Raw genomic sequence first — 21,557 nt, forward strand, 5'->3', positions numbered from 1 at the left:
GGGCGCTTAGCGCGTTCGGTGGAGCTGGGAAAGCCGCTCGTCGAAGGGTGTGTTGCGCTCGTCGAGCCCAACCCGCATGAAGGCGCGCATGAAAATCCGCACCGCGCCGATCGCGCTCGCCGCCGCCGTCCTCTTCATCCAGCCGCTCCAGGCCCGCCCAGAAGGCAACTCGGCCCCGATCGCGCCGCAGCTGTCGGACACGACGCCGCTGCCGCAGGACACGCCCTGGCCCGGCGGCACGATCGCGCTCGATATCGATGCGACCGACACCCGGCGCGGCGTCTATCGCGTCACCCAGACGATCCCGGTCCCCGCCGGGACGAACGAGCTTTCGCTGCTGTTTCCCGAATGGCTGCCCGGCAACCACGCCGCGCGCGGACCGATCTCGCTGCTGTCCAACATCCGCTTCACCGCGAACGGCCAGCCGCTCGAATGGCACCGCAACACGCTCGACGTCTACGAATTCCGCGTCACCGTGCCCGAAGGCGTGCGCGAGGTGACCGCGCAGTTCGTCCACACCTCGCCCATTACCGGCAGCGAAGGACGCGTCACGATGACGCAGGAGATGCTCAACCTCCAGTGGGAGAAGATGAGCCTCTATCCCGCCGGCCATTATACCCGCCGCATCGCGGTCAAGCCCACCGTCACGGTGCCGCAAGGCTGGCAGGTCTTCACCGCGCTCGACGGCAAGACCCGCAGCGGAGACACCGTCGGGTGGGACGTGGTCGATTACGAGACGCTGGTCGATTCGCCGATCTTCGCCGGCAAGTATGCGAAACAGTGGGAGGTGGGCGACGACGTCCGGCTCGATGCCGTCGCGGATGCGCCCAAGTATCTCGAGCTCGCGCCCGAGAATCTCGCCCGCTTCGAACGGCTGATCGACGAGGCCGACGCATTGTTCGGCGCGCGACACTTCGACCACTACGACATCCTGCTCGCGATGACCGATCGGATGGGCGGGGTCGGCCTCGAACACCACCGCTCGGCCGAGAATTCCTACGAGCCCAATTCGCTGATCGACTGGGACAAGATGGACTGGGACCACAACGTGGTCAGCCACGAGCTCGTGCATAGCTGGAACGGCAAGTTCCGCCGCTCCGAGGGGCTGTGGACCCCCGACTATCGCACCCCGATGCAGGACGACCTGCTGTGGGTCTACGAAGGCCAGACGCAGTTCTGGGGGTATATCCTCGCCGCCCGCTCCGGGCTGCAGAGCAAGGAGACCATCCTCGACACGCTGGCGGTCGCCACCGCGACCTATTCCGAAGGCCAGCCCGGCCGCGCCTGGCGCCCCGTGCAGGACACGACCTACGATCCGATCATCAACGCGCGCCGTCCGATCCCCTACAGCTCGCTCCAGCGCAGCGAGGATTACTATGTCGAAGGCGCGCTGGTCTGGCTCGAGGCCGACCAGATCATCCGCGACGGCACCAATGGCCGCAAGGGCCTCGACGATTTCGCCAAGGCCTTCTTCGGCAAGACCGATGGCGACTGGGGCGTGCTCACCTACGATTTCGACGAGGTCGCGGCGACGCTGAATTCGGTTTACCCATACGACTGGGCGACCTTCCTCGACACGCGTTTGCGCCAGCCCAATCAGCCTGCGCCGACTCGCGGTATCGAGATGGCCGGCTACCGCCTGGTCTGGAAGGACGAACCCAATTCCTACGACAAAGGGCGCATGACCGCCGGCAAGTATCTCAACCTGTTCTATTCGCTCGGGCTGAACCTCGACAGCGAAGGTAGGGTGAGCAGCACGCTGTGGGACGGCCCGGCCTTCGACGCGGGGCTCGTCAACGGCGCGCAGGTCGTCGCCGTCGGCGGCGAGGCCTACTCGCAGGACGCGATCAAGGACGCCGTCACCGCCGCGAAGGACGGCAGCGAGCCGATCGAGCTGCTGGTCAAGCGGGGCGAGCGGTACGACACCGTGGCGATCGATTACCACGGCGGGCTTCGCTATCCCTGGCTCGAAAAGGCCGGCACGGGGATGCAAGGCCTCGACCGCTTGCTGGCCCCGCGCGCAAAATAACTCACCCGGCCTGTTGCCGGTGGTCCGGGCGCGCTCTAAAGGCCCGCCCGCAAAGTCCTTTGGGAGAGGGGCCGACCACAACGCGAGAACAGACATGCGCATCGACAGGGTTCCCACGGGCGACAATCCGCCCGAAAGCCTCAACGTCATCATCGAGGTCCCCACCGGCGGCGAGCCCGTGAAATACGAATTCGACAAGGACAGCGGCGCGCTGTTCGTCGACCGCATCCTGCACACGCCGATGCGCTACCCGGCGAACTACGGCTTCGTCCCCCACACGCTGAGCCCCGACGGCGATCCGCTGGATGCGCTGGTGATCGCGCGCAGCCCGTTCATCGCCGGCTGCGTCGTGCGTGCCCGCCCGATCGGCGTGCTGAACCTGGAAGACGAGCACGGCGGGGACGAGAAGCTGGTCTGCGTGCCGATCGACACCACGTTCCCGTATTATTCGGACGTCGCGGAGACCAAGGACCTGCCCTCGATCATCTTCCAGCAGATCGAGCACTTCTTCACCCACTACAAGGATCTGGAGAAGGAGAAGTGGGTGCGCGTCGGCCAGTGGGGCGACGCCGCCGAGGCGAAGCGGATCGTGCTCGAATCGATCGAGCGCTGCAAGGCGGCCGCGTAGCGCGCGCCGTCAGGCGACCGCGGCGATGCCCCTGAACAGCGCGGTGAGCGCCAGCGGCAAGACGATCGCCAGGCCCCAGAGCAACAGCCGGTCGCGGCGATAGACGGGGGCGAGTGCCGGGTCGCTCGCCTCTTCGTGCGACAGGTTGCGCCAGCGCTTCTCGAACCAGCGGCAGGCCGGGATGATGCCGGCGACCAGCACGACGAGCGCGAGATAGGGCAGGATCGAGGCCCCGATCTCTTTCATCGCATGCACGGTGACGAAAATCTGCAGCGCGGTGTAGACAAGCAACGCGTAGGCGACATTGTCGCTCATGCCCCGGCGCCAGTCGCGCGTGTGCGGGCGGGGGCCGCTGTAACGAGCGCCATCGTAAGGCGTCGCGGGCTCTTTCGTGCGGTGAAGCGCTTCGGTCATGCGCATTCTCCCAATCATGTCCTCTGTCCGAATCGAAGTATTCCAGAGCCCGCGCCAGCAATCAAGCGCGATCGCCCTTCTCTCCCGTCGCAGGCTATGCACGAAACCTGCCAAATCGCCCGTGCGGGGGTTTCCTGTCGCCGCAGCGATGCTACATGGCCGGAAGAATGGACACCAACAAGCCGATGGCCGAAGCCGCGCCCCCCGCCGACGCCCGCTCCGTCGAGGCGCCTCCCGTCGATGCCCCCCCTGTCGATGCCCCCTCCGTAGATGCTAGCGCGCCATTGCCGGACGGCGGGCTCGAGGTCATCTCCATCGCCAAGAGCTACGACAAGCGCGCGGTGCTGACCGACATCTCGCTTACCGTGGGCAAGGGCGAAGTGCTCGGCCTGCTCGGCCCCAACGGCGCGGGCAAGACCACCTGCTTCTATTCGATCATGGGCTTGGTGAAGCCCGACGCGGGCCGCATCCTGATGGACGGCGAGGATGTGACCAATCTGCCGATGTATCGCCGCGCGATCCTCGGCCTCGGCTATCTGCCGCAGGAAACCAGCATCTTCCGCGGCATGACCGTGGAGCAGAACATCAACTGCGTGCTCGAGATGGTCGAGCCGGACAAGGAAACCCGCGCCGCGGAGCTGGAGCGGCTGCTCGAGGAATTCGGCCTGACCCGGCTGCGCGAGAGCGCCGCGATGGCGCTGTCGGGGGGTGAGCGGCGGCGCTGCGAGATCGCCCGCGCATTGGCGGCTAAGCCTTCGATCATGCTGCTCGACGAGCCGTTCGCGGGCATCGATCCGCTGTCGATCAGCGACATCCGCGATCTCGTGATCGACCTGAAGCAGCGCGGGATCGGCGTGCTCATCACCGACCACAACGTGCGCGAGACGCTCGACATCGTCGACCGCGCGTGCATCATCTACGGCGGGCAGGTGCTGTTCGCCGGCACTCCGCAAGATCTCGTCGCCGACGAGAACGTGCGCCGGCTCTATCTGGGCGAGAGCTTTTCGCTATGAGCCCGCCCCGCCCCATCGCCTGACGCATGGCGCTGAGCCCGCGCCTCGATCTCCGGCAGTCCCAGTCGCTGGTGATGACGCCGCAGCTCCAGCAGGCGATCAAACTGCTGGCGCTGTCGAACCTCGAGATCGAGACCTTCATCGGCGAGGCGCTGGAAGCCAACCCGCTGCTCGAAGCGGGCGAGGTCCGGCGCGAGGACGGCGAAGCGGCGGAGATGCCCTCCGACGAACCGAGCGCCGACAGCGCGGCGGGCGACGACAGCGCACTCGATATCGATCCCGGTTCGCTCGACCGCGACCGCGACACCGGGGACGGCGAATGGGGGGCGGCGCACGCGAGCGGGCTGTCCGAAGACCTTCCGGGAATCGACGAGCGCGGTGATGACGGCCCGACGCTGGCCGAACACCTCGAGGACCAGGTCGGCGCCGCCTCGGGCGACGCGCGCGAGGCGTTCGTCGCGCGCCACCTGATCGGCCTGCTCGACGAAGCGGGCTATCTCGCGGCCGATCTCGGCGAAGTCGCGGCGGAGCTCGGCATCGCGCCGGCCGAGGTCGAGCGCGCGCTCGCGGTCGTGCAGTCGCTCGACCCGACCGGTGTGGGCGCGCGCTCGCTCGGCGAATGCCTGGCGCTGCAGGCGAAGGAAGCCGACCGCTACGACCCATGCATGGCGCGGTTGATCGACAACCTCGATTTGGTCGCGCGCGGCGAATTCGCCCGGCTCAAGCGCATGTGCGAAGTGGACGACGAGGATTTCGCCGAGATGCTCGCCGAGCTGCGCGGGTACGATCCCAAGCCCGGCTGCCGCTTCGGCGGCGCGGCGGAAAGCGCGGTGGTACCCGATATCCTGATCGCGCAGGGAAAGGACGGCGGCTGGGATATCGCGCTCAACGAAGACACGCTTCCGCGCCTCGTGGTCAACCGCGCCTATTACCTCGAACTGCGCCAGGGGTGCGCGGGCAAGGCGGCGCAGGCGTGGCTGGGCGAGAAGCTGGCCGATGCCAACTGGCTGATCCGCGCGCTCGACCAGCGGCAGAAGACGATCCTCAAGACGGCAGCGGAAATCGTGAAGAAGCAGGTCGGCTTCTTCCACCGCGGCGTATCCGAACTGCGCCCGCTCACCTTACGCGAAGTGGCCGAGGCGATCGGCATGCACGAAAGCACGATCAGCCGGGTCACGAGCAACAAGTATCTCCATTGCGACCGCGGCACGTTCGAGCTGAAATACTTCTTCACCAGCGGCGTGGGTAGCGCGGACGGCGAAGGCGCATCGTCCCAGGCGGTGAAGGCGCGCATCAAGGCGCTGACCGATGCCGAGGATGCGAAGAAGATCCTGTCCGACGATACGCTGGTGGACCTGCTCAAGGCCGAGGGTTTCGACATCGCGCGGCGCACCGTGGCCAAGTATCGCGAGGCCATGGGGATCGGCAGTTCGGTCCAGCGGCGCCGGGCTAAAAAGCTGGAAGCTTTTTAGTTTTGCGCACCCGCATCCGCGGGTGCGTCCTCGGCGCTATTCCCTCCGCTTCGCTACGGGGCGCCTGCGGGCGGCCGTTTGGCCTTGCGGTCCGCTGGTCGCGGACCGGGATTTCGCCTGACAGCTATGGCTGGAAAAATCCGGGCTGCGAACAGCAGCCCGCAAGCGCGAACGCGCGCCCGCAGCGACGCGCCCGAAGGGCGTGTGAGCGAGGATATCGCTAGCGCGGATGCGCTTGCGCAAACAAATTTCGCGCGGAGGCGGCCGCCGGCGCTTGAGGCAAAAAAAAACAAGAACTCCAACCCCTTTACAACATATTAACCTTTTCCGTTCAGACCTTGTGTGGTTAATACCGGGCAACACCTCTTAGCGGAAAATTACCGCGCGGAGTTTTGGGGGCATAAGGGGGGACTCACCCATGCGCGTATTGTTGATCGAGGACGAGCCGACCACGGCGAAGGCCATCGAGCTCATGCTGACGACCGAAGGGTTCAACGTCTACTCGACCGACTTGGGCGAGGAGGGCTTGGATCTCGGCAAGCTGTACGATTACGATATCATCCTGCTCGACCTGAACCTGCCCGACATGCATGGTTACGACGTGCTCAAGAAGCTGCGCGTGGCCAAAGTGCAGACCCCGGTTTTGATCCTCTCGGGCATTTCCGAGATGGACAGCAAGATCCGCAGCTTCGGCTTCGGCGCCGACGATTACGTCACCAAGCCCTTTCACCGCGAGGAGCTGGTCGCGCGCATCCACGCCGTGGTGCGCCGCAGCAAGGGCCACAGCCAGTCGGTCATCCGCACCGGCAAGCTGGCGGTCAATCTCGACGCCAAGACGGTCGAGGTCGACGGCGCCCGCGTTCACCTGACCGGCAAGGAATACGCGATGCTCGAGCTGCTCAGCTTGCGCAAGGGCACCACGCTGACCAAGGAGATGTTCCTCAACCACCTCTACGGCGGGATGGACGAGCCCGAACTCAAGATCATCGACGTGTTCATCTGCAAGCTGCGCAAGAAGCTCAGCCATGCCTGCGGCGGCGAGAACTATATCGAAACCGTCTGGGGCCGCGGCTACGTGCTGCGCGATCCCGACGCCCAGGCCGAAGCGGCGTAATTCGCTTTGCGCGCGCCCATCCGGGCGCGCGTCCTCGGCGCTATTCGAGTTTCGTTTTTCGAACGCGCATCCGCGCGTTCGTCCTCGGCGCTGTTCCCTCCGCTACGCTACGGGGCGCCTGCGGGCGGCCGTTCGGCCTTGCGATCCGCTGGTCGCGGACCGGAATTTCGTCTGACAGCCATGGCTAGGAAAGGGCCGGTCGGCGACCAGCCGACCGCAAGCGCAAACGCGCGCCCGCAGCGACGCGCCCGAAGGGCGTGTGAGCGAGGATAGCTAAGGGGCCGGATGGCCCCGCCGGCGCCTGAGGCAAAACAAAACACTCTCGCTTGAGGCCAGACAAAACACCCCTCAGCCGATCCGGTTGAAATAGGTCGTCGGCAGTTGCGGGATGCCGTCGCCCGCCCAGATGATCGTCTCGGTCATGGATTGGCGATCCTTCGCAACCGTGTAGACGCGGGTGGATACGGGCGAACCCTCTTTCGCCAGCGTCATCACCAGCGTGCCCGGCTCGGGCTGGCGCAGCGAAACCGTGTCGATGGACGGTATGTTGCCGGTGACGGGAACGGGGACGCCGTCGAGCGCCGCTGTCGAATCCGCCTGGAGGGTCGAACCGTCCGGTCCGACGATTTCGACATGGGTCGTCCATTTCCGATCGGGCGAAACGCTGAACGTCATCGTCACCCGCCGGGGCCGTTCGTTTTCGGGAATCCGGTTTACGTCCAGCGACCAAATGCCGGACAGGGGCGATTGGCTCGATGTTTCGGCCTGAGTTGCTTGGGTTGCGTCACCCGGTTGCGTGGAAGTCGCCGCCGCGAAGATGAGCCCGGCGGCAGCGAGGGGTAATGATGCGATCATGATAATCGTCCTTTTCGACCATGCGAACCCCGTGGGTTGGGGCTGCTCGAAAGTGTCGGCGGCGGGGCCTTGCGACGATAGATCAGTTTTCTTGTGCCAGATTTTCTGGGCGTTCAGCAGGCGCGCCAGCTCGCGGCGGCTGCCCACGCCCGTCTTGCGCCGCGCGTCGCGCAGCCGCTCGTTAATCGAGCTTTCCGAACGGTCCAACTCGGCGGCGATGGACTTGACGGTGTGCCCGGCCGCCAGCAGCCGCAGGATTTCCAGTTCCTTGCCGGTGAGCTCTTCTGCAAGCGAGCGCCGCGAAAGTTGCGTGGATGGCATGGCGCCTGCTCACCACACGGCCGGGCGAGGGTCCAGCACGATTTTTTTGGAAACGCGGCTGCCTGGTGGGTGGGCGAGCGCGCACCGCTTCCAAGCCCTTTTCTTTCAGCACAGGTAGCTTTTCCGCGCTCGCCAGCATGCGCGATCGCGGTTAGCCCTCGCGCTTCTTCACGAGGGCCGCGATGGAATTTCTGGGCATCGACCTTTCCGGGCTTCTGCCGTTCATCGCGATCGGCTTTGCCGCGCAGCTCGTCGACGGGGCGCTCGGCATGGCGTTCGGCGTCATCACCAACACGATGCTGGTGGGCGTGCTGGGCCTGCCCCCGGCGCAGGCATCGCAGCGGGTCCACGTGGTCGAATGCTTCACCACCGCGACGAGCGGGATCAGCCACCTGCTGCACGGCAATATCGACGGCAAGCTGTTCGTCCGCCTGCTGGTGCCCGGCGTGATCGGCGGGGTGGCGGGGGCCTACCTGCTGACCTCGATCGACGCCTCGGTCATCAAGCCTTTCGTGCTCGCCTACCTCGCGGGGATGGGGCTGTATCTGCTCGCGCGCGGGCTGCTCTATCCGCCGAAGATTCGCGAGGCGAAGCGGATCGCCCCGCTCGGACTGATCGGCGGCTTCCTCGATGCGGCGGGCGGCGGCGGCTGGGGGCCGGTGGTGACCTCGAACCTGCTTGTGCAGGGGGCGGAACCGCGCAAGGTCGTGGGCACGGTGAACTCGGTCGAATTCTTTCTGACGGTGACGATCTCGGCCACGTTCATCTTCCACCTCGGTATCGCGGACCTCGCCGGGGCCACACTCGGGCTGCTGATCGGCGGCATCGCCGCGGCCCCGTTCGGCGCGCTGGCGGCGAAGCATTTCCGCCCGAAGGTGATGCTGATCCTCGTCGGCGCCGCGCTGAGCGTGACGAGCGCGTGGGGGATATATACGGCGTTATCCTGATGATCCTTGTTTTTCGAACGCGCATCCGCGCGTTCGTCCTCGGCGCTGTCCCCTCCGCTACGCTACGGGGTGCCTGCGGGCGGCCGTTCGGCCTTGCAGTCCGCTGGTCGCGGACCGAAATTTCGCCAGACAGCCGTGGCCGGAAATGTTGCGGTGCCTGACAGCGATGGCTTGGAAGGGTCCGGTCGGCGACCAGCCGACCGCAAGCGCGAATGCGCGCCCGCAGCGACGCGACCGCAGGTCGCATGAGCGAGGATATCGCGAGCGCGGATGCGCTTGCGCAAACAAAGGACCCCGCCGGCGCTTGAGGCCAAGCAAACAACTCCGCCCGGATGGGCGGGCGCAAACAAAACACTCTCGCTTGAGGCCCCAAAAAAATCATGTATGCGCCGCACGCATGACCGCGCACAAGGAAGGCGATCCCACCACGCTCAACCGGCTCTACGGCCGCAGTCAGGGCAAGCCGCTGCGCAAGGGGCAGGCCGATCTGGTCGAGAACCTGCTGCCGAAGATCGCGGTGCCTACCGAGGGCCCGGTGACGGCGGAAAGTCTGTTCGGACACGATCGCCCGCTTCATTTCGAGATCGGCTTCGGCGGCGGCGAGCATCTCGCCCAGCGCGCCGACCTGCTGCCAGACCACGGCTTCATCGGCGCCGAACCGTTCGTCAACGGCGTGGCGCAGGCGCTGGGGCACGTGCGCGACGGTACGCTCGCCAACGTGCGGCTGCATCACGGTGACGCGCTCGAAGTGCTGCAACGCATCCCCGACGGTGCGCTGACGATGCTCTACCTGCTCCATCCCGACCCGTGGCCCAAGGCGCGCCATGCCAAGCGACGGATGATGAACGACGGGCCGCTCGAACTGTTCGCCGCCAAGCTGAAGCCGGGCGGCGAATTCCGCTTCGGCACCGACCACCCGGTGTACCTGCGCCACGCCTTGTCGGTCATGCGGCGTCATACGGAAAGCTTCGAATGGCGGGTCGAAGGGCGGCAAAGCTGGGAAAATCGCCCCGGCGGCTGGTCCGAAACCCGCTACGAACACAAGGCGCGCACGGTTTATGGGCACGAGGTGTGGTATTTCAGGTTCCGCCGCCTTTAGCTCGCAGGAGATTCCCGGAGGTTCGCAGCTTTATCTGTCGCCGCGATTTCCGCTTGCGTGATTGCCAGAAGAGGGATTCGCGTCCGCCGACGCAACAAAAATTTTTCAGCTTCTTAAGAGCAATAAAGAAAAGCGCGGCGCAGCCGATTGTTTGCCTGCCGTCGTCAGTCAGGGCTCTCGCTCAGCGCCGCCCACCTCCAACGCGCGGATCGGTTTTGACGCGCCGCGTTCGTCGACGGCCACTAGCGTGAAGAGCGCCGTCGCAGCATGGGTGCGCGTTGCACTCAGAAGCTCTTCCGACCACAGTTCGACCGCGACGCGAACCGAGCTGCGCCCGGTCATCTTCACCTCGGCCACCAGCTCGACCATGTCGCCTTCCTGGATCGGCGCGACGAAGTCGACGCGGTCGGACGAGGCCATTACCAGGACCTCGCGCGCATGGCGGGTGGCGGCGATGAAGGCCGCCTTGCCCATCATGCGCAGCGCATCGCCGCCGTAGAGCGTGCCGTAGTGGTTCGCCTGCCCCGGAAAGACCATCTCCGCGAGCCGGAGGATACGCCCCGGTTCCGCGGGACCGGCTGCAGCGATCGGCGGGAGCGGCAGCCGCGTGTCGGGCCCTTTTCTCGCCACCAGCGTGAAGCGGCCACGGGTGCACAGCCGCCGCTCGCCCGATACCGGCGCCTCGGCCACCAATTCGACCTCGACATCGAGCGAACTGGTGCCGACGCGCACCACGCGGCCGGTCACCTCGACCATGTCGCCCTCCTGCGCGGGGGCGGCGAAGTCGATCTTCTCCGACGAGGCGGTGACGAAGGGCGCGCGGCCGTGGCGCGAGGCGGCGAGGAACGCCACCTTGTCCATGTGCGCCAGCGCGACCCCGCCGAACAGCGTCCCATGATGGTTCGTATCGCCGGGGAAGACGATGTCGATCAATTGCACGGCAGCCCGCGCGCCCTCTGTCTCGTTCATCGGATCAGGCCTCCACTCGTGCTTCGGCGCGCAGCGTTCGTGCGGCCGACACCATCGCCGCAATCGCCGGCCGGACCTCGTCCCAACCGCGGGTCTTGAGCCCGCAGTCCGGATTGACCCAGAGCTGTTCGGGGCGCAGGTGCTTCTGCGCCAACCGCATCAACGCGACCATCTCCTGTTCGTCCGGCACGCGCGCGGAGTGAATGTCGTAGACCCCCGGCCCGATCGCACTGGGATAGCGGTAGCGGGCGAAGGCCTCGAGCAGCTCCATCTGCGACCGCGCGGTCTCGATCGAGATCACGTCGGTGTCCATTGCTCCGATCGAGGGCAGGATGTCGTTGAACTCCGAATAGCACATGTGCGTGTGGATCTGCGTCGCATTGCCGACCCCGGCGGCGGCAAGCCTGAAGCAGTCCACCGCCCAGTCCAGATAGCGCTGCCAGTCGCGCTGGCGCAACGGCAGGCCTTCGCGCAGCGCCGCTTCGTCGATCTGGATCGCCTTGCAGCCTGCGGCTTCGAGGTCGAGCACGTCGTCGCGGATCGCGAGCGCGATCTGGCGACAGCTCGCTTCGCGCGGCTGGTCGTCGCGCACGAAGCTCCAGTTGAGGATCGTGACCGGGCCGGTGAGCATGCCCTTGACCGGCCTGTCGGTCAGCCCTTGCGCAAAGCGCCACCAGTCGACCGTCATCGGCTCGGGCCGCGACACGTCGCCATAGAGGATCGGGGGGCGAACGCAGCGCGAGCCGTAGCTCTGCACCCAGCCGTTCACGGTGAAGGCGAAACCGGCGAGCTTCTCGCCGAAGTACTGGACCATGTCGTTGCGTTCGAACTCGCCGTGGACGAGCATGTCGAGGCCGACTTCCTCCTGCCAGCGGATCGCGCGCTCGGTTTCCTCGCGCAGGAACGCGCCGTAACTCGCCGTGTCGAGCACGCCGCGGTTGTGCTCGGCGCGCGCCTTGCGCACGGCGGCGGTCTGCGGCAACGAGCCGATGGTGGTGGTCGGGAAAGCCGGAAGATCGAGCACTTCGGCCTGCGCGCTGATCCGGTCGGCGTGCCCGGCGCGGCGCTCGCGCATGTCGGATGTGAGCGCCCCGATCCGTTCGCCGACCGCGCGGTCGTGGATGCGCGTGGCGGTCTTGCGCGCAGCGCTGGCACGTGCGGCGACCGCCAGTTCGTCCGCCACGCTGTCGCGACCGTCGTCGAGCGCCCGCCGCAACAGGTCGAGCTCCCCGATCTTCTGCACCGCGAAGGCGAGCCACTGCTTGAGTTCGTCGTCGAGCTTGCCTTCCAGTTCGAGATCGACCGGTACGTGCAACAGCGAGCACGATGGCGCGAGGATCAGGTCGCGCTGCGCGGCCAGGGGTTCCAGCCGATCGAGCAGCGCGGCAACATCGGCGCGCCAGATGTTCCGGCCGTCGACCACGCCGAGCGAGAGCAGGCGATCCTTCGGCACCGCCTTGAGCACCGCGTCGAGCTGCTCGGGCGCGCGCACCAGATCGATGTGCAGCCCCGCGACCGGCAATGAGGCTGCGAGCGACAGGTTGTCTTCCAGCCCGCCGAAATAGGTGGTGAGCATGACTTTCGGCCCGGCGCGACCGAGCTTGGCGTAGGCGCGGGTGAAGGCCCTGCGCTGGCGCTCGGACAGATCGGTAACCAGGATCGACTCGTCGATCTGCACCCATTCCGCCCCGGCGTGCCGGAGCAGGCCAAGCAGCGTGGCGTAGTGCGCGAGGACATCGTCGAGCAGGTCGAAGGGGTCGATGCCCTGCCCCTTGGCGAGGCTCAGCCAGGTGATGGGGCCCAGCAGCACGGGGCGCGTTTCGAAGCCTTGCGCCCTGGCTTCGCGATATTCCTCGAGCGGCTCGAGCCTGCCGAGTTGGAGCCTGGCGCCCGGTTCGATCTCGGGGACGATGAAATGGTAGTTGGTATCGAACCACTTGGTCATTTCGCCCGCGGTGACGCTGCCGTGCGCGTGGCCGCAATCCGCCCCGCCCGTACTGCCCCGCGCCATCGCGAAATAAGTATCGAGCCCGGCGTCCTCGGCGCTTTCCACATCGTAGCGCGCCGGGATGGCGCCCAGCATCATGCTGGTGTCGAGCACGTGATCGTAGAGCGAGAAATCGTTCGACGGCAGCCAGTCGGCGCCCAGCGCCTTTTGACGCGCCCAGGCGGCGGTCCTCAGGCCGGCGGCGGCTTCTTCGAGTTCGGTCTGCGTGATCTTGCCGGCCCAGAACTTCTCGAGCGCGAACTTCAGTTCGCGGCGTGGGCCGATGCGGGGAAACCCCATGGTAGCTACGGAAACGGTCATCTTCATATACCCCGATGAAGACGGGGCGACCGATCGGGCGCGCGCGCCGGACGCGCGGCGGGAAGCCCGGACGCGCGCCATGCAAGCGACCAGACCGGGCACCCCGCCGGTGGACGTTATCGCGTCGGAGGCAGGTCTCCTGGCTCGCGGGTCGACACGGAGCGGTCCGTCTTCCCGGAGGCGAGCCCCAGTGACATGAATGGACCGCCGCTCGCCGCTTACAGTTGCGGGGGCAGCGCCGGCCTTGCCCCTGTCGAGGCGCACCGGCTTCCCGTCTTAGCTCCGGCGCGGCGAACCGGCCGGAGAACCTCGACGCAAGCGCAATCGGCGCTTTGCTCGACCGCGTCAAGAGTGCATATAAGGATTTCTTTATATCCCTCCCAAGCCCCGTTCAGTTCATCGGCAGCCGACTGCCTCAACGAAGTCAATCTGCCCGCGTCCAAACTTTGGTCCGACAGAACATCATTACACAGCCTTTCACCTGGAGATTTCCATTTGGAAGTAACGTGAGCTTACCCGAGCGTCCCCCGTCCCCAGTCTCAGGATCGTACACCGGACCGCCCGTCCATTCGGCCGGTCCGCCGCTGAAATTTTTCAGCACGACTAGGCCTTTGATGCGACGTGAGCGGAGCTTTGCATCGGAATTGCGGACATCTCGCAGATCGGGGTTGGTCTTAAGTCGCGAGGCGGCCGCCACTTTGCCGCAATAGGCGTTGCCACATCGATAGATCTCGACTTTGCCGCCTTCGCTTCCGGTGTTCCATAGTCCCGTAATATCTCTGGCTTCGGCCATCGCGGGGACAGCGAGCAGACCAGCGACCGCGAAAGCGAGTATCATCCTCTTCACGTCGTAACTCCCTTGCCTGTATCAAGCTCGAGCTCTGCAAGAGCGGCTTTCAACAGGTGACGATCATCCACCTGCCACGGATGAAATCCCGGTCGCATGTAGATGAAAACTTCGGCGAGCAGCTTCCGCATCGGTCCGGGACGGCCGTAAAGATATGCCAGGAGTTTCGCCCACGTTGGCACGTTATTCTTCCCATCCTGCGCGAGCAAATCCGCCGTGTTGCGATATATGACATAGTGGAAGCGCATGCTGGTTACGGCCATTACCGCACTGCGTTTGAGCCAACGGCGAAATCGCGTCATCTTGCGTGTCGCGACGAGATAGGTGTCGAACGCGACTGCCTTATGCTCGATTTCCTCGATCGCATGCCATTTCCACAAGCGAGCAGGTTCTTCGGACGCACCCTCGAGATGCAGTGGGTCGGCCAGGAGGTCATTCGCGAGCGTGGCCGTAAAGTGCTCGAGAGCACACGTCGCGGCGAGTTGCTGCACGGGTGAACGTCGCCGGGCCCAGCTGATTGTGCGGCGCGCACGTTCTTCCAGCGGTGCGATATCGAATCCTGCTTCGGCAGCCTGGCGATTGAACACGACATGCTCGCGAGTGTGCATCGATTCCTGATAGATGAAATCCTCGATCTGCTCGCGAAGCAGTTCCGGCGTTTCGTCCTTGAAGTGGCGCACCGCGGTCATGAAGAACTTCTCGCCCACGGGGAATGTCGACGACAGGGCGTTGAAAAAGGCGGTTCGGCCAGCATCTCCTCCGTGCCACCAGCGGTCTAGGGCGACATCCCTTCCAAATCGCAGGTCGCGCCTGTGGATGCTATCCGGTTCAGGTGTCACAGCGGACATCGTCGAGGGCTCCAGTACAATATTTACACTGATGTAAATATCTAATCGCTGATCAGTAGCAAGCGATATTTTCGCACTTTCCGCTCGAAGCGAGATCCATCTACGAAATTTAAGCTTCTACTACATGGCCTTAGGCGAATTTTCCCAGAAGCCGAAAATTACCGGTGACGGCAACACCGAGCGCGACAACGATCCTTGTTGACATCGTTGTTAGTGATGATAGCGTTTGGAGCGTTTGGAGCGTTGGGTCGGTAGCGGGCGCGACAGGTTTCGCCGAGCGTGGGTGGAAGCCTTCTGGCTTTAGGCCTGCACGACACGACAACGAAAATACGTTCCTGCCGGGGTCGGCTCTCGTCGGTCCGGACAATGGGGCAAAAAACGGGGAGAGGACTTGATGGGAAGTTTCCTGGCTCGCGCAGCGTGCACGACAAGCATTATTGCCATTGCCGCGTTCGGCGCGGTGCCCGGTCAAGCGCAAGACGCCGCGCAGCCTGCTGCGACCATCGGCGCGATCGGCGGCGATGAAGTCGAGCCGGGTGGGAACGTGATCATCGTCACGGCGCAAAAGCGTGAGGAATCCATTCTCGACGTGCCGATCGCCATTTCGGCGATATCGGCCGAAGCACTCGATAATCAGAAGATCGAGGGTGGTTCGGAGTTGCTGCGAGCCGTTCCCAATGTGAACTTCTCGAAGTCGAACTTCAGCATGTACAATTTCTCGATCCGCGGCATCGGCACGAAATCGATTTCCGCATCATCGGATCCGGCAGTCGCTGTGAGTTTCAATAATACCCCGCTGATTCGCAATCGCCTGTTCGAATCCGAGTTCTTCGATATGGCGCGGGTCGAGGTTCTGAGGGGGCCGCAAGGAACGCTTTACGGTCGCAACGCGACCGGCGGTGTCGTCAATCTCATTCCGGCGATGCCGACGTCGGAGTTCGAAGGCGAAATCAGCGGAGAGGTGGGGAGCTACGAAACCAGGCGCCTTGGCGGAATGATAAATATTCCGATCGGCGACGCCCTCGCCTTTCGCGCGGCAGGAGCTTGGACCAAGCGCAAGGGCTACGACTACAACACGTTCACCCGTAACGATGTGAACGGTCGCGATCTCTGGTCGACGAGAGCGATTCTCGAATGGGAGCCGAGCGACCGTTTCAGGGCCAATCTGATCTGGCAGCATTTCGAGGAGGACGACAACAGATCGCGGACGGGCAAGAACCTGTGCACGCGTGATCCGGGCAAGACCATGATCGGCGACACGCCGGTTCCGGGTGTCACTCCGTTCGAACCGATCCCGCTATCCTCCAAGTTCAGCCAGGGTTGCCTGCCGCGATCACTGTACGACGACGACGCTTTCGGAGCGCCCAATGCAGAAGCGCTCGCATTCATCGCCGCCGGGCGGCTTGTCGTCACTATGGGGCTGGACCCGACGACCGGAGAGGTAGTGCCGGCCTTTCTCTCCGGCGATCCCTTTGCGAATGTTGTGCAATCGCGAAATCTTCGAGAAATCGAAACCAGTTACGACCCCGTTTTTCGTGCCAAGAATGATCTAGTCCAATTCAATGCCGATTTCGACGTTTCGGATGGTTTGACGTTTGTTTCTCAGACCGCATACGCACGCGATCGCTATTATTCGTCCCAAGACTATAACAGGTTCGTGTCGGATCCGATTTTCAATGACACCTCGGGCCTTGTGGATCTTTTCTTCGGCGCACCAATAAGCCAAGAGTTTGCGGCACCTGGAGGAGTGTTCACCGACCCCCAACTTGGAGCGTCGAACCGTCTTCTAGCAATCGACATCAGCCGTTCCCGTAACCGTCAGTGGTCGCAGGAATTTCGCCTGCAATCGGAGTGGGACGGGCCTTTCAATTTCAATATCGGTGCCAACTACCTGAATTTCAAAACTCAAGATGATTATTTCGTACTGAACAACGCTTTCTCATACATCGCCTACAACCTTTACAATAGAAAGGGCGCTCCTCCGGAATACGTCGACTGCAATCCAGACACCACGGAATTCGACTGTGTTTATGTCGACCCCAACCCACTGGGTAATCTAAATGAGCTGGGCCATAACTATTTTTTGAGCCGGAACCTGGTCACGACAGAATCCTGGGCCGCCTTTGCCGAAGGTTATTTCAATGTCACGAACAATGTGAAAATCACAGCCGGCATTCGGTTCACGAAAGACAAGAAAACAACCACGCCGGTTTCCAGCCAGCTGCTGCTTGGGGCCGGCACGAACGGAACGAGTGGCGGGTCGATCGCCGGGGGTTACCCCGAAGATCCTGATGTTGTCCAGAAATGGTCGGAGCCCACCGGTAGGCTTGTCGTAGATTGGCAGCCTGATGTGAGCTTTTCCGACGACACGCTGGTTTATGCTTCCATCTCGCGCGGCTATAAAGGCGGCGGTACCAATCCGCCCCAGCCGGATATCGACCCGTTCGTAGTGCAATTCCAGCCGCTGCCAGCGACTTTTGAGCCTGAGTATCTTACGGCTTTTGAGATCGGCACCAAGAACAGTTTCGACAACGGGCGGCTTACTCTCAGCGCGACGGGCTTCTACTACGATTATGAGGGTTACCAGATTTCCAAGATCGTCGATCGAATCTCGTTGAACGAGAATTTCGATGCGACGAGTTGGGGGCTGGAGTTTGAGGCCGCCTGGCGGCCGTCGCGTGCCTTCCGTGTAGACAGCAACCTGGGATATCTCAAAACACGTCTCAAGGAAGGGGCGCAGTCCATCGACGTGATGAACCGGACGCAGGGTAATGAAGACTGGGTGTTGATCCGGCCCTGGTTGCAAATACCATCGAACTGCATTGCACCGCGCGAACTGGTCGAAACCGTGCTGGCCAATCCGATTTCCGCGTTCGGCCTCGGATTCCCCGCGCTAGGCGCTTTCTGCGGTGGGTCGGCGGAAACGGGTGCGTACGACCCCGACACCACCGGCCTCGATCTATCGCAATTCTATGGCTTCACGTACAACCCGCTGACCGATGCGCCCAATGGAGGCCGCGGCTTCTACGCCGATCTCGAAGGCAATGAGCTGCCCAATGCGCCGCGGCTGACCTTCAACATCGGCGCCCAATACACATTCTTTATCGAAGACGGAGATTGGGAACTGACATTCCGCGGGGACTATTACCGGCAGTCGAAGAGCTACGCACGGGTCTACAATACCGAGTACGATCGCCTAAAGGCCTGGGATAATGCAAACCTCGCGATAACCCTTGAAAGGCCCGCTTCACAGATCGCCTTCCAATTTTACGTGAAGAACGTCTTCAACGACACGCCGATCACGGATTTCTTCACAAACAGTGACGATTCCGGACTGAGCACGAATGTATTCACGCTCGATCCGAGGATTTTTGGCTTCAATGTCAGCAAGCGGTTTTAATTCTGTCGTGAGTCGCGCCTGCGCCATCTCCCAAATGCAGAAAGCAGGACGGCGCTCGCCGCAAAGTGGCCGGCAAGTTATATGAGGTTGCAATTAAAATGCGGAAGAAAGACATAATATATCCATAGTATTTATATTGACATTCATGTCAGCGTAAATATTATCGAGTCGCGGACTTTGAGTGCGCGGAACAAATAAAATGAGAGGATTCAGTATGTTAAAGAAACTCGGAATCGCAGTCGGCGCTGTCGGGCTTTGTGCCGCTCCCGCAGCGATGGCGGACACCTACACGCCCGCGAGTACTTCGACGTTCTCTGGTCCCGTTACGGTCCAAAAGGACGGTCTCGCCTACAATTGCACTTTGACGGTCAACGTCGATGCCACGGCCGGATCCAGCGCTTCGGTAACCGGATCTCTGAGTGGTGCCTTTCCTTGCTCGCTGATTGCCGTAAATGGCACGGGCACCGCCTTCTACAACGGCACCAATCTGACTATCTCGGGTCTGGTGATCGATCCGCCGATCAGTTCGGGAACGTGCACCGGCCCCATCAGAACGGTGTGGGGAGGCAATTCGGTGTCGCCGCGCAGGATCACCTTGAGTGTTCCGCTATCGAACTCGTCTGCAACCAGCGGCGCCGCCTGTAAAATGGCCGGCACTCTGACGCAAACCGCGGGTGCTCCGGTCAGCATCACTCCGTGAAAACACCTTTTCAGGGCAATTAGAAGCTCCTCAAACTGCAGAGGCGCGCGTCATTACGCGCGCCTCTTTTTCCCGTTGTCAGTCAGGTGGTGACAAGTTTTCCCTTAGGGCATTCCTATTCAAGTCAGTGCGCCTCTTCACCGGAAAAACTCATTACAGCCGACGCGGCTCAAGGCCGCTTTTATCTCTAGGTCAGGCTTTTCGGGTACATATTTAGCAATTCTCGCTATCGCGGCGCTCGGCTCGCCCTACGCTGCATTTGCACAGGACGGCTCTGCCGAAGTCGCCGAGCCAACCGGCCAACCCGTTCAACTGAATGACGACTCCCTCGACGATGGCGTGATAATCGTTCGCGCAAAGCGCTGGGGGCAGGCCGATATCGAGGCCGAAGCGGCAATCAAAGAGAACGAAATCGAATCGTTTGGAGCAAACACCATTGGGGAGCTCCTCGATGCCATCTCTCCTGTATTAGACCCCTCCGGAGGCGAGCCGGAACTGTTGGTCAACGGCAAGCGAATTACCAATCCTGCCGAACTCGAGGATTATCCCAAGGAGGCGTTGGCTCAGATTTCCCTGCTGCCGAGAGAAGCGGCAGCGGCATATGGGGTCGAGCAGGATAAGCGTGTCGTCAACCTGGAACTCAAGCAGCATTTTGCTAGCTGGACCGGCGAAGCGGCGGTGCAAACGCCGACATCCGGCGGCAGGCGAAGCGTCGCCCTGACGGCCGGTCGCTTCACGATCGATCAAGATACTCGTTGGAACGTCGGGGCGACTTTCTCGCATGACTCCGAACTCTTGCGAAGCGAACGCTCGCTTCCCGCGCAGGCAGCACCTTTAGAGTGGACAGGCGGCCCGGACGATGCGGGGGCACAATTCGACCCCGACGACGACACAGCGCTATTGCCGCGGGCACAATCTATCGGCTTCAACGCCAATGTCACTCACCCCGTGGGATCCTTCAGTGGCACGCTGAATCTTGCAGCGAACCGCAACAACTCGACGCTGAAAATCGGCCCTCCTGTCGTTATTTCCCGTCCAGCGAGTAACCCTCTTGAACCCAGACTGCTTGAAGACCGGCGAGGCTTAGCTTCGAGGAGTGCGCTGAAATACCTTCAAAACTCCAGAAGCTTCAGTACCGGCATATCGCTAACCGGCGCGGTCGGGGGGTGGCAGTCCAACATAGGGCTTCGATACAGTGTCAATTGGGCGGAATCTGTCCGACAACTAGGATACGCGGAAATTACGTCGCCACGGCCGGGCGATATGGATGCAAACCCAAGCGTCGCTGGGCTCTCAAGGACGCCCCAGGCCGATCGGTTGCGCTCGACGACTGAAACCTACAATCTTTCGCTGACCTCGGGCAATTCCATAGTCACCGTGCCCGCCGGTCAGGCCCGTGCGAGCCTGTCGTTCAACGCAAATCATCTGCGGTCCAAGGTCACCGGCGCCGGCACAGTCACCAACGACAATACAACGTCGTCGAATGCCAGCGAGCAATTCGATGGCCTGCTCTCGCTGTCGGTTCCGGTTGCCAGTGCATCGGCTGATTTCCTGAAGCCTCTTGGAGAATTGACGGTCAGCACGACTGCCGCATTTCGCAAGGTTAGCGGGGCGGCGATGAATTTCAGACTCGGCAGCGCGCTCGACTGGTCTCCGGTCACGTCGGTCAATCTGCGAGTGGCCTATTCGCGGGAGAACAGCGAGCCCACCTACAACGAGCTCTACGCGCCGCGCGTCGAAATCCTGAACCGTGTCTTCGATTTTACGCGGGGAGAGTACGTGCAGCCGCTGTTCCGCTTCGGTGGGAATGAAAATCTCGCTGGCGGAAGCCTGAAAATCTTGTCGGCCGATCTTTTCGCCACCCCTTTCGGCCAAAATTTCGTATCGCTAGATTTCGGATACCGGCACACCATCGCGAGGGGCGGAGTAGCCTCTTTCCCTGAATTAACTCCTGATGTGGAAACCGCCTTTCCTGAAAGGATTTATCGAGACCAAACAGGGCGGTTGGTCGCGATCGATGCACGGCCGATAAACATCGGCTTCGATGAAACGAGACGGCTTACGAGTGGACTTTCGCTTCGCTGGTCGGAAGACTCCGGCGTTCTCGAAGATGCCAAACCGCCGTGGACGATTACGAGCTCGCTGACATTTCAATGGGACCTGGAAAACGAAACGGAAATTCGTCCCGGCCTCGGCGTTATCGATCGTCTCGAAGGACTGGGGCAGGCGCGCCACAGCGCCGAATTTCAGCTCAACGTTGGTCGCAACGGCCTCGGAGTTACCCTCGGAGGAACTTGGACCGGCCCTGCCAGCGTCAATGGCGGTTCAGAAGTCCAATATCGCTATCCTGCATCCACGACCGTAAATCTCGGCGCCTTTGTCGAGCCCGCATCATTGATGGCAAAAGAGAGCAATAACGAATGGATCGAGGCTCTGAAGTTGTCCGTGGACGTTCAGAACGTTTTCGACAGCAGACGCTCGATCGAATCTTCTACCGGACTGGAGGGGTATTCGCGCGACGAACTCGATCCACTGGGCCGGACCATCCGCTTTGCGGCGAGCGTTCAGTTTTGAAAGAAAAGTCCTGCCTGCA

At 62.7% G+C, this 21,557-nt stretch carries 16 protein-coding genes and 1 riboswitch; of the genes, 10 read left to right on the forward strand and 6 right to left on the reverse strand.

What is annotated here, in order from left to right; translation table 11 throughout:
- The first annotated feature begins 88 nt into the window (after positions 1-88).
- Complete coding sequence (locus tag ACE3QC_RS07370; RefSeq protein ID WP_374406817.1) at positions 89-2,029, forward strand: M61 family metallopeptidase; 1,941 nt, start codon at positions 89-91, stop codon at positions 2,027-2,029.
- 94 nt (positions 2,030-2,123) lie between these two features.
- A complete protein-coding gene (ppa, locus tag ACE3QC_RS07375; protein WP_374406819.1) occupies positions 2,124-2,657 on the forward strand; it encodes an inorganic diphosphatase in 534 nt (177 codons plus the stop codon).
- A gap of 9 nt (positions 2,658-2,666) precedes the next feature.
- On the opposite strand, the gene ACE3QC_RS07380 is transcribed toward ppa, so the two are convergent.
- A complete protein-coding gene (locus ACE3QC_RS07380; RefSeq protein ID WP_374406821.1) occupies positions 2,667-3,071 on the reverse strand; it encodes a hypothetical protein in 405 nt (134 codons plus the stop codon).
- A 185-nt stretch (positions 3,072-3,256) separates the two neighbouring features.
- On the opposite strand from ACE3QC_RS07380, the gene lptB reads away from it, so the two are divergent.
- The 3 genes from lptB to ctrA all read left to right on the forward strand — a co-directional run bounded on the left by lptB (position 3,257) and on the right by ctrA (position 6,670).
- Complete coding sequence (lptB, locus tag ACE3QC_RS07385) at positions 3,257-4,084, forward strand: LPS export ABC transporter ATP-binding protein (RefSeq protein WP_374408014.1); 828 nt, start codon at positions 3,257-3,259, stop codon at positions 4,082-4,084.
- A gap of 26 nt (positions 4,085-4,110) precedes the next feature.
- Positions 4,111-5,556 (forward strand): RNA polymerase factor sigma-54, encoded by a 1,446-nt coding sequence (rpoN, locus tag ACE3QC_RS07390; protein ID WP_374406823.1) that lies wholly within the window; start codon positions 4,111-4,113, stop codon positions 5,554-5,556.
- Between the two features lie 418 nt (positions 5,557-5,974).
- Positions 5,975-6,670 (forward strand): response regulator transcription factor CtrA, encoded by a 696-nt coding sequence (ctrA, locus tag ACE3QC_RS07395; protein WP_374406825.1) that lies wholly within the window; start codon positions 5,975-5,977, stop codon positions 6,668-6,670.
- Between the two features lie 348 nt (positions 6,671-7,018).
- Here ctrA and ACE3QC_RS07400 read toward each other — a convergent pair whose 3' ends face one another.
- Entirely contained in the window at positions 7,019-7,846 is an 828-nt protein-coding gene (locus tag ACE3QC_RS07400; RefSeq protein WP_374406827.1) for a helix-turn-helix transcriptional regulator, read from the reverse strand.
- 182 nt (positions 7,847-8,028) lie between these two features.
- On the opposite strand from ACE3QC_RS07400, the gene ACE3QC_RS07405 reads away from it, so the two are divergent.
- Together ACE3QC_RS07405 and ACE3QC_RS07410 are read left to right on the forward strand one after the other, a co-directional pair.
- Positions 8,029-8,793 (forward strand): sulfite exporter TauE/SafE family protein, encoded by a 765-nt coding sequence (locus ACE3QC_RS07405; protein WP_374406828.1) that lies wholly within the window; start codon positions 8,029-8,031, stop codon positions 8,791-8,793.
- Between the two features lie 397 nt (positions 8,794-9,190).
- Positions 9,191-9,892, forward strand: a complete 702-nt coding sequence (locus ACE3QC_RS07410) for a tRNA (guanosine(46)-N(7))-methyltransferase TrmB (RefSeq protein ID WP_374406830.1) — start codon at positions 9,191-9,193, stop codon at positions 9,890-9,892.
- Between the two features lie 168 nt (positions 9,893-10,060).
- On the opposite strand, the gene ACE3QC_RS07415 is transcribed toward ACE3QC_RS07410, so the two are convergent.
- The 4 genes from ACE3QC_RS07415 to ACE3QC_RS07430 all read right to left on the reverse strand — a co-directional run bounded on the left by ACE3QC_RS07415 (position 10,061) and on the right by ACE3QC_RS07430 (position 14,864).
- Positions 10,061-10,861, reverse strand: a complete 801-nt coding sequence (locus ACE3QC_RS07415) for an acyl-CoA thioesterase (RefSeq protein ID WP_374406832.1) — start codon at positions 10,859-10,861, stop codon at positions 10,061-10,063.
- A 4-nt stretch (positions 10,862-10,865) separates the two neighbouring features.
- A complete protein-coding gene (gene metE / locus ACE3QC_RS07420; protein ID WP_374406834.1) occupies positions 10,866-13,169 on the reverse strand; it encodes a 5-methyltetrahydropteroyltriglutamate--homocysteine S-methyltransferase in 2,304 nt (767 codons plus the stop codon).
- Between the two features lie 111 nt (positions 13,170-13,280).
- A riboswitch (cobalamin riboswitch) is annotated at positions 13,281-13,496 on the reverse strand.
- 97 nt (positions 13,497-13,593) lie between these two features.
- On the reverse strand, positions 13,594-14,007 hold the full coding sequence (locus tag ACE3QC_RS07425) for a DUF2147 domain-containing protein (RefSeq protein WP_374408015.1): 414 nt from the start codon (positions 14,005-14,007) through the stop codon (positions 13,594-13,596).
- 5 nt (positions 14,008-14,012) lie between these two features.
- A complete protein-coding gene (locus ACE3QC_RS07430; protein ID WP_374406836.1) occupies positions 14,013-14,864 on the reverse strand; it encodes a metal-dependent hydrolase in 852 nt (283 codons plus the stop codon).
- A 394-nt stretch (positions 14,865-15,258) separates the two neighbouring features.
- On the opposite strand from ACE3QC_RS07430, the gene ACE3QC_RS07435 reads away from it, so the two are divergent.
- From ACE3QC_RS07435 to ACE3QC_RS07445, 3 genes are all read left to right on the forward strand, one after another.
- Positions 15,259-18,264 (forward strand): TonB-dependent receptor, encoded by a 3,006-nt coding sequence (locus tag ACE3QC_RS07435; protein ID WP_374406838.1) that lies wholly within the window; start codon positions 15,259-15,261, stop codon positions 18,262-18,264.
- 214 nt (positions 18,265-18,478) lie between these two features.
- The gene (locus ACE3QC_RS07440) at positions 18,479-18,964 is read left to right on the forward strand and encodes a hypothetical protein (protein ID WP_374406840.1); all 486 of its coding nucleotides are present in this window, start codon (positions 18,479-18,481) and stop codon (positions 18,962-18,964) included.
- A 339-nt stretch (positions 18,965-19,303) separates the two neighbouring features.
- Positions 19,304-21,538, forward strand: a complete 2,235-nt coding sequence (locus ACE3QC_RS07445) for a hypothetical protein (RefSeq protein ID WP_374406842.1) — start codon at positions 19,304-19,306, stop codon at positions 21,536-21,538.
- Positions 21,539-21,557: the final 19 nt, after the last annotated feature.

Source organism: Pelagerythrobacter sp., from assembly GCF_041912895.1.
In the GTDB taxonomy this organism is placed as follows: Bacteria; Pseudomonadota; Alphaproteobacteria; order Sphingomonadales; family Sphingomonadaceae; genus Pelagerythrobacter.